The following is a 12,294-nucleotide window of genomic DNA, read 5'->3' on the forward strand; positions in this document are numbered from 1 at the left end:
CAATTAGTGATTTTTGGATTTTTCGCCGCTGTTATTCTGAACTTCTTTTTCTGCGTGATGTTCCACCTTTCCTTCACTGTTGATTTCAACACCTTTCATAGAAGTGAGCTTGTGCTCTTTTTCTCCGTAAACTTCCATATCGCCTTTCACGTAATGACTCATTCTTCCTACCACATTCGTCATGAAATCGGCACCGGTAGAAAGATATTTCATGGAGCCTACACTCTCCGTATGGTTCACCATAATCGTATCGGATTTATTCATTCCGACCGTTGTTGTCATATTCATCCCGACGTTGATGTTCATATTCTTACAGTTGAGCGTCATGGTTTCGGGAGCGGTGATGGTTATATTGCTTCCGGTGGTATCCAGATGAATTTCGTTGCCTGATTTGTCGGTAATGATGATGCTTTCATCTTCGGTAAAAACAACCCGGTGACCGCTTCGGGTCTGGATGGATTTCACCCGGTTGTCCGCACCGCCGCCGAGCCCGACCCCGCCGTGGAACATTCCTCCCATTACGAAAGGCCTGTCCGGATGGCTGTGTACAAAATTCACCATGACCTGGTCCCCGACTTCCGGAATTGCTACGTAGCCTCTGTTTTGGGTGATCTGGTCGGTTCCGCCTGCATCCGGGCTCATCATTCGGATAAAATGGGTGGTATCATTATTTTGCCAGTCGAACCGCACCTGTACCCTGCCCTGCCCTTCCGGGTCTGCATTGGAAACGACCGTTGCGATCTGAGGTTCCGCTTTCGGAACCTTGAATTCCGGCTTCGGCATAAATCCTGTATCCGAAGCGATGCCTTCAAAACTTCCGGTATAATGACCGATGGTATCGATTTCATGAGATGTTTCTGTCACCATAATCCTGGTAAAATAATCCGACTCGTTGCTGTCTATTTTTCTCATCTGGACATCTACAACGCATCCGGGATGTAAAAACGGAACGGTAGTATGTCCCGATACGGAAAACACATTCACCGCTTCACTCCCCGCTGTGCTTCTCTGTGAATATTCTACATCGAGATGGGTAGACGCTTTAATAGGAGCTACCTGTAAAGCCGGTGTTTTATATATCTTATCGTTGTGGGCATAGGCCGTTTTTGCCAGATCACTCACATGCTGGATCGGTGTTTCGCTGGATGTTAACTTTTCATTTTTACTGCTGTTATAGCCGTAAAACTGCGGTTTGGTATGAACCGCCTTTAATTCCACCCTGATATCATTCGCACTGCTTCCGTACGTTAATTTGATGGGCTTATTCTGAGGAGGAAGCTTCCCAAAATGCAGAACTTCACCATCGTAATAAAACTGCTCGCCATACGCTTCAGCCATTCTTGCCAGATAATTATAATGTGTTTCGTCATACTGACTGCTGTAAATAATCTGTGAATAATCATTGGTATCCACCCTCACATCAAACCGGCTGGAATCAATCCCCTGCCTGATGACTTCATTGGCAATAATCCCCATATTTACCGGAGAAGCACCGCCAAAGCTCTGAACGTGAGGCGCACCGTCCAACAGGATGGTCGGGCTGTATCCCGTAAGCACAATATTTCCGAGGCTCATTTTTTCCTGGCTGAAACCTACTCCGGTGATGACGCCCACAAAAGTTCTTTCAGGACTGTTATCGATATCTTTATAGGAAATAACAGCGGTCAGACGTTTCCCGAGAAATTTATTGGCTTCTTCCAAAGTATGGGTCTGGCGGCCACCCAGGGCGTCATGAGCCAATGTTACACTGAATTCATGATGGCGTTTTGCACTCTGGGTAAGCTTAAAATGCTTATAATACCGGATCACTTTTCCTTCGATAACCAGGGAAAGCTTTACCAGCCTGTTGATTCCGGTATGGTGGTTCTGGGAAATTCCGTCGGCATTTTGTGACGGACGGAATGAAGGACTGTTTGCTATATCTTGTGATTCTGTTTTCATATTTCCTGTGATTTGGATAGGTTAAACATGATTTCTCAACGGCTACTGCCTGATGGTTGGTGTATTTGATTCTTTAACGGATCTGGAGAGAATTTTAGTCTTTCTCAATAAAAAATCGGGCATCAGATCGGTTGGCAGGTATAGGGTACTCTGCCCTTTCTGCTTCAGCTCATCGCTGATTCCGGGATTCCATGAAAGAAGTTTTTCCATATCCACGTCCAGCTCGTCTGCAATGATATTTAAGTTAAATCCTGCATTGATATCGGTTTCTGCCAGCTGTGAATTGTCTTTCTTGCTTCCGCCGTCTGCAAAGAATACCGTATTCATTCTTGAAGAATTGTAATTGCTCAGCACTGCCTGAAGTTCTCCCGTGGCATAGCAGGCATTAAGATATTTTTTAACATGGTTTATGGTTTCTTCAGGCAAAAATTTATAAAATACGTGATACTGTGAAGAATTAGCAGCAGCCATGGCTTTCGCAATATTTCCTTCCCCGCAATTATAGGCAGCCACTACTGTTATCCAGTTGTTATACTTTTTATAAAGGTTGGCTAAAGAAACGGCTGCCGTTTTGGTGCTTTTATAAAGATCATTCCTGTTCTGCTCTGTCAGTCCATATTGATTGGCGTGGGCGGTCATAAACTGCCATACCCCTACCGCACCGGCTCCTGAGGTAATATTTCTGTTGAAATGGGATTCAATCAGAGCCAGGTTCCTCAAATGCCTCGGCAACCCTTTCTGAACCAAAGAATACTCAATAAAATCTACAATTTCCTTATTGGCATTAATGATGCTTTTATATCTTTTTACGCTGTTCTCCGATGTATCGGAAGCGGTAAGGAACTGGGCATTCACCATGGGCGTAGCCATAAGCAGCATCGCCGCCAGTAAGATATTTTTAAGATTCATTTTCATTTTTATAATTATATGATAAAGGCCTTGATTTTTTGTGAAATCAATCTACTTTCCAATCGAGCTTTTCTTCTTCCGAATTCCAGTCGACATGGATGATCTGGCCTGATTTTACCTCTTCCCTTACAATCATTTTAGAAATCGGCCTCGCCAGCTGGGAACGGATTACTCCGGAAATCTGCCTTGCTCCATATTTGCTGCTGAATCCGCCCAAAGCCAGGTTTTTCACAGCTTCATCAGTGATTTTCAGGCTCATTCCAAGTCTTGTGAGTGAAGTGTGCAATGATTTGAGCTGAATATTGAAAATCCGTTCTGCAATAGATTCCGTGATCGGAGCAAAAGGGATAATTTCCGTAATTCTTGCCAGAAATTCCGGCCTGAACCGTCCTGAATTCGACATGATCTGCATCAAAGAGTTGGATTCCGGAATTTTCCCTTCTTCAAACTGCTTCACGATTTCCTCGCTTCCTATGTTTGAGGTAAACAGGATCAGCGCGTTGCTGAAATCACCTTCTTTTCCAAGCTTATCATGAACTTTTCCTTCGTCCATGATCTGTAAAAATACATCAAATACCGAATGATGCGCTTTTTCAATTTCATCGAATAAAACTACGGTGTACGGCTGCTGTCTGATTTTATTCACCAGCATTCCGCCTTCTTCGTATCCTACGTATCCCGGAGGCGCACCGTATAAGAGGGCTGCGGAATGTTCTTCCTTGAATTCCGACATATCAAATCGCACCATAGCTTTTTCATCATTGAAAAGCAGTTCTGCCATGGATTTGGCCAGCTCGGTTTTTCCTGTCCCGGTAGGTCCCAGAAGGAAGAACGACCCTATCGGCTGCCCCGGTTTATTAAGTCCGCTGCGGTTTTCAACAATTGCATCCGAAAGGATTTTCAGGGCATGATCCTGACCAACTACCCTGTTCATTAAAAGGGATTCCATATTCAGGAGCTTTTCTTTTTCCTGCGCCTGAATTTTCCCGATCGGGATGTTGGTTTTAGCGGCCATTACGGCTGCCAGTTCCAGACGGTCCACCTTTTCCCTTTTTACGGAAGCATGCTGTAACAGCTCTGCATAGGTATCTTCAATAATCTTCTGAATCTGTTCAACCTGCATCGAATTGTCGATCTGTGGCTGTTCGCTTAACGATCCCCATAAAATCGGGCTGATTTTATCCCTGAGTAGATTATAGGTCCAGATCAGTTCATCGGCTTTATCCTTTTCTTCAAAAAATTCTTCTTTCAGGATTTCATCATAGCTTGTTTTCCAGCTTTCCAGCTCTTTTTCAGAAAGTTCGTCCAGCATTTTGATGGCGGCCATGGTACGGTCCAGCAGATCGATAGCTGCATCGGGAAGCTTTTTTCCTTTAGCATATCTTTTGGCGAGCCTTACACATTCCGGAAGGGCGGTTTTTTCTACTTCGATACCATGGTGTTTTTTATAACCGTCCAAAAGAACATCAATCATTTTAACACAGGTCTTTTCATCCGGTTCATTGACGGTCAAGACTTCAAAACGACGGTTGAAAGCCTGTTCCGGCTCGATAATTTTTCTGTATTCTTCCTGGGTCGTGGCTCCGATAACAGTAATTTCCCCTCTTGCCAATTCAGGTTTTAATAGATTCGCCACGTTACCGATGCTTCCTTTCGGATCGAGCAACGTATGAATTTCATCAATAAAAAGAATAGCTTTTTCGATTTTCTTACATTCGTTGATTACCTTTTTCAGGCGGTCTTCAATTTCGCCTTTGTAAGAAGTTCCGGCAAGTAAAGCGCCGGTATCCAGTTCAAGTAAAGTCCCGTTTTTAAGCATATCGGGAACATTCCCTTTAATAATTTCAGTGGCAAAACCTTCTACCAATGCAGTTTTCCCTACGCCGGGTTCACCGATGATAATTACATTCGGCTTACTTCTTCTGCATAAAATTTCAACAAGCATTCTCAGCTCTTTATCCCGTCCGATGATATTTTCGATCTCGCCTTTCCTGGCCTGGGCGGTCCGGTCGACGCAATAGCTTTTAATCGACGGAAAAGAATTGTCCGAATATTCGGAACCATTTGAAAAAATGGAGGAAAAGTCTGCATTTCCGGAACTTTCGTACGGGGTATCTTTCCTGTATAAATTAAAAATTTCGTGTTCTCTGAGGGGCAGTGATTTCAGCTGCTGTAAAGTAAAAGCAACCTGCGGTTTTACGATGGCTGTCAGGATACAGACCGGGGTAATTTCATCCAACCCGAGTTTCAACCGGACATCATCTGCTTCTTCAACAATCTGGTCTACCGATTCATCTTCCCGTACTTCATCGGGCAAGTGGGTAGTTTTCGGATAGTCTTCGATTCGCACGTCTGCCCATTCATAGAAATATCCCGGATCTTTATCGATGCTTTTCAGGAATTCACTAAGGCCGATATCTCTGTGCATTAAAGCCTGCAGGATATGTGGTGCGCCATAAGTTGCATTGTAATTTTCCTTGGCGATCGACTGTGCAATATGAAAAAGCTGTTTTACCGTCTCGTTGGTTACTAGTACTCCCATTGTGTATTATTCTCAAATTAATATTCTGTATGATGTATTGGTGTATTCATTGGTTTTATCCGCTGAAATGCAGCAAAAATCAATCCATAACCGACTGAATTTTACTGTTTACTAAGATATTGATTTTTCGGAAAATATGAAAAATATGTCTTAAAAATGTGACATACCAATATTATTCATCGCATACCATATTTTATAAATTAAAGTTAAAAAAAGACTGTCTTTCAGGGACAGCCTTTTTTGATATGGTATTTATACACAATCCTTTTTATACTGATGGCCAAAGACCTTCATAAGCAGAGTTACCATAATTGATGGTTTCCGCACTTACTACGAAGCTGATCAGCATGCTGTTTTCATCTACCGCATCAAATTCCACTTGGTGCTGGATCACATAACCGTTTTCCCATGTCAGGGTAATCAGGGTGCCTTCTTCGTGGGATTTATTGAAGGTCACCTCCCCTGTCGTAGGCTTGTATTTCCCGTTCAGTAAGCTTTCCAGGATGTCTGATTTTTCAGTGGCTTCTACGGTAAGCTTGATCAATGCATTGGACGGGTCTGAAGCTACCCTACCGGAAACATCCGTAGATCTTGATACACTGTAATTTAGTTTTAATAATTTTTGGCCTTCGCCGCCGTTGAATTTTAAGATTCCTCTTGAATTTGCTGCCATGATTTGTAAATTTTAATCGTTAATAATACTTTGTGATTCGATGATTGTGATACAAAGATAAAACAGCAATCTTTTTTTTGAAAATTTTTAAATCTCAATTTTAAATTTTGTCGTAATTCTACGATTTGATGTCGTAATTCTACGATATTAGATTTAACAAATACTTAACATCAGCCTGATAACAAACGATTTAAGAGAGCATTTTCAGTGTAAAAAAACTGTTGTTTTTAACACCGAAAAGGGAAATAGCATAACGGATTTCAATTTCATTCACCATACCGGAATGTGAATCCAGCCTATATTTTCCATTAAAACTTTTGTCTGTTTCTGCCGGGTCCGAGTCCTGAATCAGAACTATTTCCCGATCGTAATCCGGACTTTCCACCTGCTGCCGGATATCGATGTGAATATTTTCCTCGCCGACCGATTGTTTCAGAAAGGATTTTCCGTTTTCAAAACGGTTTCGTAAGGCTGCAAAATAGGTTTTAATAAAAACATCTTCTTTCATCCTGCTGCTGAACAGGCGCTGGTTGAGCACGGCCGTTTCAAATTGGTCAAGATAAGTTTTTGCATAATGATCCGGAAAAAAATCGGTGAGCCTTTCTTTTATTTTTCTGAAATCCCTGAGGGTTTCTTCAGGTAACGACACCTGCAGAATATTCCCTTTAAGATCTGTCTTTACCTCAACCGGATTCAGGGAGCGGATCGATTCTGCAGCGAGATCGGCCACCATGCTGCCGTTTCCTTCTGAAAAATTATTTTTAAATATTTGGAAGAAGTGGTAATTTCCTTCTGTCTTCAGCCATTTTAATGAGACAGTATAGGTAAGCGTGTTGCTGTTTTCTTCCAGCCCGTTATCTTCGGTTTCTTTATTGACCACTGAAAATATTCTACTGAAATTTTCAGGACGGAAAGGGATGTCCGGATTTAATTTCGGATGCTTAAAAGCGGCATCATTCCGGCTGTTGTATTCGCGGATTCTGCCCAGATCCGGAACCACCAGCTTTTTTCCCGGAACCAGAGCTTCATGGATCATGTCTTCCCTTGCACAATGGGCATTGTGAAATTCTTTGAGGTATTTCGGGTTTTCGAGATGAATTTCTTCAGATATGCTTTCCAGCGTCTCCCCGGAAAGAATAAAATGAATGGTCATATTATTTTTGTTTTTGGCTCAACCTAATTTAGAGGAAAATTTTTATTTTACAAAATTGTTTTAATGATAGTTGAATGCGGATATTTTAAACATAACGTCCGCAAAGTGCTTTTGAATAATGGTTTTGATTTTTGTTCGCAAAGACGCTCCGCTCAGCAATGGCGGAGTGGAAAATTTACAAGTGATCTTTTATAATAACGTGAATTCGATGATACTTAATTTGTTTCCAGTTATTTAAAATAAAAAAGACAGGAAATGATCTGGAATTTTAAAATGGAGTCTGTTATTTACGGAGTGTAAACACGATCATTTGATATTTGAACTGGTATCGATATGGTGACCGAAGAAACTTCCAGCCTCCCGCTCCCCTCTTCCAGCCTTTAAACCAGTTTCTACTTCGCGTTCAGGCTATTTATTTACTTTGGTAAACTCCAGGTATTTATCGCCGCACTGGGTAAAATGATCGAATTCATTCATGGCGTTCCCGTAGTTCTGGATAATGATTTTATCGCCTTCATACAGGCCTCCGATATCTCCCATGTCAATTTCCGTAATTTCCCCGGTTTTCTCATCGGTTTCTGTAGAAACATTTCCTGTTGCGATTACTTTTCCTTTATCAAAAATTTTGAAAACCGGCTTGCCGCCGGTATTTTTAAATTCGACAGAGAATCTTCCGCCATCACAGGAAACAGCTACATATTTACCTTCTACCGATTTTTTGGAAACTTCAGCTTCCGGCTTTTTCTCTTCGGGTGCTCCGATGTTTTTTTCCGGTTGTCCGGTGTTTTGTTTTTTCACCGGATCTACAGCATGATCCGCAGGGGATGAAACAACGGATGACTCCGGTCTGGCTTTTGTGTGATTCGGTTCATTCTTGCTGCAGGAAACCACAGCCAGTCCGGCGATGAGTGAAAGTCCGAAAAGTTTTTTTCTGATCATACCGTATTTTCGTATTTGGTTGTCTGATCAAAAATACCATAAATTTTCATCGGAACATATTTTTTGGTCTAAATTGCGATATTAAAATCTGTCAATTGTTTATCTCAGATTTATGGCATTAATTCAGGTCATTATTAATCAGCATTATAGATCACTGTTCTCTTTACATTATTTTCCTGTTTTTCAAAAGCAATATCGGTTGTTCCTCCTGCATACAACATTTCAATACTTACTTTACTGCCCGTTATTTTAAAATCGATATTCATTAATCCGTCTTTATTGATTTCCATTGATGTATTTTTTGCCGGCAATTGCTTCGGAAGATATTTTGAATCATTTACGGCTCCTTTGTTAATGAGATCTTGATATGCTTTTTCAAAGGTGGTTGAAGATAAGATGCATTCCTGGCCGGATGCCATTTCGCCGGTAATTTCTTTACAGGAAACATCTGTTTTTTGCTGAACAGGCTCAGCTGTTTTCAGACCACATAATTCAGAAATTGAATGCCGGGTGAAGAGGGTTTTATCATAATTCAGATCAACAGGCGATTCGGGATCTGCCGTTATGTCGTAAAGCTTTTTACTTTCGGGGATAAATTCCAGCCACGCTACCGTATTTTCAACGGTACGCAATTCGCCGGTCCGGTCCGACATTTCCTTTGCGTAGACTTCGATGGTAATTTTATTGTCTGAAATATTTTCAATTCTGATCGCTGTTTCCCTGAATTTCTTTAAAGCTTCCAGATTACTTGATAAAACGAGTTCTTTCAGCAGATCTTTACAGGAATATTTCTTATCTGCCTGGGGTTCGGTATTCTGCTTTACTGTTGTATCAGCTTTTGCAGCCATTTTCGGCCGAGGTTCCTGCCTGCTTTTATTACAACCAAATAAGAGGATTAAGCATAAATATACTCCTAAGTTTAATGCTGCTTTTAAAATGTTTCTCATAGGCTAAAGAAAATCTTCAAAAAGAATTTTTACTTTTCAAATCATTTTGATTGGGCGGTTTCCGGGAATTCTTGTCTTTCTTCACCAATTCATCAGCAAAATCCCTGAATGATTTTTGGGTAGCAGGCAACCCGTTTTTCAATACGTCTTCACTTTTTCCTTTAGGATAGATGTTCCTGATGCGGCCGGCCGTATCATATGAAAATACATAGGTTTCATAATAAGTATCCGATAATTGCCCGTCCAGATACATCTCCACCTTAAAGGTAACCGTTATTCGGGGAAGACTGCGTTGAACTTTTTCTGCCGTATACGATATGGCACAACCGGACCCGCAACTCAGGACAAAAGATCCATATCCTCCTGCAATTCCTTCTTTACCGACCATGATTCGCCAGTCATTATTCTTATTCATTGACCTCAATGGCGTATTGAAACAGCCGATGATGATTAACAGGCATCCGGTAATGTATTTTTTCATTTTTATGTATGTCTATCTAAATTTATGGAGTCCATCTAATCACTTCACTTTCTTTAGAGGAAGATCATCATTTCCCGGATTAATAAAATAAATAGGACTTCCCGATATAAAAAAATCATCATCCAGTTTTTCTACATATATCGCTCCCATTTCTTTATCTTTTGGATTAAAAGCGATGCTTATTTTATCTTTTTGAATAAATTTGCTTTTAATATTTTTGTAGATCTTCGGTTTACTTTCATCATTGCTGTATTTTACGGTAACGTTATTAAGCTTGATAATCTGTATGTCAAAACTCGTTTTCATACCGTCCCGGTTTTTTGCCGAAAAATGATAGCTGCCGATCCATTCTTTTTCATTGGCATCCTGGCCTTGTGAAGAAGGCTGACCTATAAAATTAATGAATAAAATGATGAAACAGATTATTGATTTCATAGCAATTGATAAAATATCATGAAAATGACTATTAAATTTAATTCACTTGTACTCTGCTTTTATGCACATACCCTGTCATTCCCTTTTTAGTTTTTATTAAGAACCAGTCTCCTGTATTATTGATAACCTCTATACTTTCTCCAGAATTAATTTTTTGTAAAATCGCTAAAGATGTGTTTTTATCTTTTCTTAAGTTTGTATATCCATCCGGATCCTGAATAATATATTGTTTTACAGAGTTTTTAACACTTTCTGTACGACATTTCCTGTTTCTTTCATTTTCATCAGGAATCGGCTGAAGCTTTTCCGACCAACCTGATTTTGTAATATTGATATTCTGCATAACGTCACAAATATATTTTACTGAATTCTCTGAAACATCTGACATTGTTTTATAAATGGTATTTTTAAGAATCCAGGTGTTATTTTCCGGAACAATATAAAATTCTTTCTCATAATATCCTTTGTCAGGAAAGTAGGTTTTTACCATAAAGCCTTTTTCACCAGCGATTTCATAGATATCTTTAATTATATTTCCGCCATCCTCAGAAAAGTTCGTTGTTTCCAAAACCTCATCATAGCCTCCTGCCTTATTTCCGAAAAATACAAACAAATCTTCTCCTTCATAGGCTACGTTGCTGACTACTTTATCAGCAATTCCATCTTTGTTGATATCAAAAGTTCTGATAAAGAAAGATTTGTTATTGACGTAGGTCTCAAATGTTCCATGTGTCTTTTGTCCGGAACTATTTTTTAATGATGAAGATTTTTCATCAATTTCATTGGCAATCTGATGTTCTTCATTATAAGTAATCTGTTTCTGATCAGCCGTTTGGGAACAGCTGATTATTGCGATTAAGAATATAATCATATAGTTTTTCATCTTTGTGTAGTCTTATCCGAATTCAGTCAATTTTTTCTTTATTTAAAACATATTTGTCATTTGGAGGATTAAGCATGTAAATTGTATTGCCCATCAAATAATATTGATTACCGCTTTTGGAAATAATATATTCTACAGTATTATCCGTTTTTGATTTAATGACTAGTTTATCATCTGACCCTGATTCAATAAAAGGTTCTGAAATACTATTGCCCTCATCATTTATTTTTTCATTAATCAGAACTTTTTCTTTACTCACAACTTTTATATTATAATTTACCTTAAAATCACCATCAGCCCTTGTAATTTCAAATTCAGCAGAATACACTCCTTGCCATTTATCAAAATTATTTTTGGAAACTTCTGAAGAATCAATAAGTGAATTTTTATTTCTTACGTTTTGCTTATCAGATTGTTCCTTACAAGAAAAAAGAGTTAAAATAAATAATATCAATAGTTTTTTCATCCAGATTATTTGTGTATTCTATTTTAAACTAAATAAAATTACGTTTAAGCGTGATCAATTTAGTATCCAATTTAATTTTTACAATCACTTCTTTTTAAATTCACCTTTGTCAAAAAAATATTTTTCTGATAATTTACGATTACCATTCGTTTCATCAAAAATCGAGATCTCATTTTTTTCGTTTATTGAGAATGTTTTTACCGTATTGCTGTCGCCGTTGCTGTCTGCAACACTGATTCCTCCCATTACGGACTTACCTTTCACGGAAATCAGATAAACAAGTTCGCTGTCTCCTCCGAGATTTTCAATAAGATATACATCATAACCATCTTTCGAAAAGATTTTGGCACTTCTATCAGCCGAAAGATCAAATTTTTTCATAAATGATTTTTGCAACCACTCTTCAGGCTGATTTACAAACTTCACTTTGCTTTCCAGATCTTTATAATCAATTGGTAAAAGACTTACTGTTTTACTTTCTGAATTTTGAGATTGAAAGCTTCCGGTTTTTCTTATTAACACGCAGCGATCCGGAGCGTAAAATGTTCCTTTTGGAGGACTTACTACTTTCCATTGGATTTTACCTCGATCTAAGGAAGAGATTTCAAACTTTCCTTTATTTCTCGAAGAATCAAAAAAACTAAAAAATTCTCCCGTGATTTTTCCATCCCGGATCTCACCTGAAACGTTATATTCTTTTGTACTTTCACAATCAATCTTTCCACCGCTGTTAGCAATAGCACAATATTGCGCTTTAATCCGGTTTCCTTCCTGAATGATGGTCAGGGTAAACTGCTCTTCAGGAACATCAGCATCTGCTGATGTTTTCTCAAAAATCCAGTCATCTGACCAATCAGGTTGCGGTACAGTCTTATTTTTATCTTTGATACGGTCAATCATACTCCTACCCGTTTTGTTTTCGCTG

At 39.3% G+C, this 12,294-nt stretch carries 12 protein-coding genes; all 12 read right to left on the reverse strand.

Features of this window, described 5'->3' with window-relative positions; all coding sequences use genetic code 11:
• Window positions 1-3 precede the first annotated feature (3 nt).
• Window positions 4-1,941, reverse strand: a complete 1,938-nt coding sequence (locus FY557_RS11735) for a type VI secretion system Vgr family protein (RefSeq protein WP_149247434.1) — start codon at window positions 1,939-1,941, stop codon at window positions 4-6.
• 42 nt (window positions 1,942-1,983) lie between these two features.
• Entirely contained in the window at window positions 1,984-2,856 is an 873-nt protein-coding gene (locus FY557_RS11740) for a lytic transglycosylase domain-containing protein (RefSeq protein WP_149247435.1), read from the reverse strand.
• Between the two features lie 40 nt (window positions 2,857-2,896).
• Window positions 2,897-5,392, reverse strand: coding sequence for an ATP-dependent Clp protease ATP-binding subunit (locus tag FY557_RS11745; protein WP_149247436.1), 2,496 nt, complete (start codon window positions 5,390-5,392; stop codon window positions 2,897-2,899).
• A 268-nt stretch (window positions 5,393-5,660) separates the two neighbouring features.
• On the reverse strand, window positions 5,661-6,065 hold the full coding sequence (tssD, locus tag FY557_RS11750; protein ID WP_185151712.1) for a type VI secretion system tube protein TssD: 405 nt from the start codon (window positions 6,063-6,065) through the stop codon (window positions 5,661-5,663).
• A gap of 190 nt (window positions 6,066-6,255) precedes the next feature.
• Window positions 6,256-7,218, reverse strand: coding sequence for a hypothetical protein (locus FY557_RS11755; RefSeq protein ID WP_149247438.1), 963 nt, complete (start codon window positions 7,216-7,218; stop codon window positions 6,256-6,258).
• A gap of 408 nt (window positions 7,219-7,626) precedes the next feature.
• Entirely contained in the window at window positions 7,627-8,157 is a 531-nt protein-coding gene (locus tag FY557_RS11760) for a hypothetical protein (RefSeq protein ID WP_149247439.1), read from the reverse strand.
• A gap of 134 nt (window positions 8,158-8,291) precedes the next feature.
• The gene (locus FY557_RS11765; RefSeq protein WP_149247440.1) at window positions 8,292-9,005 is read right to left on the reverse strand and encodes a hypothetical protein; all 714 of its coding nucleotides are present in this window, start codon (window positions 9,003-9,005) and stop codon (window positions 8,292-8,294) included.
• A gap of 115 nt (window positions 9,006-9,120) precedes the next feature.
• Window positions 9,121-9,585 carry a hypothetical protein gene (locus FY557_RS11770; RefSeq protein WP_149247441.1) on the reverse strand — a complete coding sequence of 155 codons (465 nt, stop codon included), beginning with the start codon at window positions 9,583-9,585 and terminating at the stop codon, window positions 9,121-9,123.
• 39 nt (window positions 9,586-9,624) lie between these two features.
• Window positions 9,625-10,020: a hypothetical protein gene (locus FY557_RS11775; RefSeq protein ID WP_149247442.1), complete on the reverse strand. Its 396-nt coding sequence runs from the start codon at window positions 10,018-10,020 to the stop codon at window positions 9,625-9,627.
• Window positions 10,021-10,057: 37 nt separating this feature from the next.
• On the reverse strand, window positions 10,058-10,903 hold the full coding sequence (locus tag FY557_RS11780; protein WP_149247443.1) for an SH3 domain-containing protein: 846 nt from the start codon (window positions 10,901-10,903) through the stop codon (window positions 10,058-10,060).
• Between the two features lie 22 nt (window positions 10,904-10,925).
• A complete protein-coding gene (locus FY557_RS11785; protein ID WP_149247444.1) occupies window positions 10,926-11,369 on the reverse strand; it encodes a hypothetical protein in 444 nt (147 codons plus the stop codon).
• Window positions 11,370-11,453: 84 nt separating this feature from the next.
• Window positions 11,454-12,269, reverse strand: coding sequence for a hypothetical protein (locus tag FY557_RS11790; RefSeq protein WP_149247445.1), 816 nt, complete (start codon window positions 12,267-12,269; stop codon window positions 11,454-11,456).
• Between the last annotated feature and the right edge of the window lie 25 nt (window positions 12,270-12,294).

The sequence above is a fragment of the Chryseobacterium sp. SN22 genome (assembly GCF_008329705.1).
Lineage (GTDB): Bacteria > Bacteroidota > Bacteroidia > Flavobacteriales > Weeksellaceae > Chryseobacterium.

What these genes read in the sequence shown, in the direction of transcription:
- FY557_RS11745 (WP_149247436.1), bottom strand. Translation starts at nt 5,392, where the DNA reads ATGGGAGTACTAGTAACCAACGAGACGGTAAAACAGCTTTTTCATATT.
- FY557_RS11770 (WP_149247441.1), bottom strand. Translation starts at nt 9,585, where the DNA reads ATGAAAAAATACATTACCGGATGCCTGTTAATCATCATCGGCTGTTTC.
- FY557_RS11785 (WP_149247444.1), bottom strand. Translation starts at nt 11,369, where the DNA reads ATGAAAAAACTATTGATATTATTTATTTTAACTCTTTTTTCTTGTAAG.
- FY557_RS11760 (WP_149247439.1), bottom strand. Translation starts at nt 8,157, where the DNA reads ATGATCAGAAAAAAACTTTTCGGACTTTCACTCATCGCCGGACTGGCT.
- FY557_RS11775 (WP_149247442.1), bottom strand. Translation starts at nt 10,020, where the DNA reads ATGAAATCAATAATCTGTTTCATCATTTTATTCATTAATTTTATAGGT.
- FY557_RS11755 (WP_149247438.1), bottom strand. Translation starts at nt 7,218, where the DNA reads ATGACCATTCATTTTATTCTTTCCGGGGAGACGCTGGAAAGCATATCT.
- FY557_RS11740 (WP_149247435.1), bottom strand. Translation starts at nt 2,856, where the DNA reads ATGAAAATGAATCTTAAAAATATCTTACTGGCGGCGATGCTGCTTATG.
- FY557_RS11735 (WP_149247434.1), bottom strand. Translation starts at nt 1,941, where the DNA reads ATGAAAACAGAATCACAAGATATAGCAAACAGTCCTTCATTCCGTCCG.
- FY557_RS11780 (WP_149247443.1), bottom strand. Translation starts at nt 10,903, where the DNA reads ATGAAAAACTATATGATTATATTCTTAATCGCAATAATCAGCTGTTCC.
- FY557_RS11790 (WP_149247445.1), bottom strand. Translation starts at nt 12,269, where the DNA reads ATGATTGACCGTATCAAAGATAAAAATAAGACTGTACCGCAACCTGAT.
- FY557_RS11765 (WP_149247440.1), bottom strand. Translation starts at nt 9,005, where the DNA reads ATGGCTGCAAAAGCTGATACAACAGTAAAGCAGAATACCGAACCCCAG.
- tssD (WP_185151712.1), bottom strand. Translation starts at nt 6,065, where the DNA reads ATGGCAGCAAATTCAAGAGGAATCTTAAAATTCAACGGCGGCGAAGGC.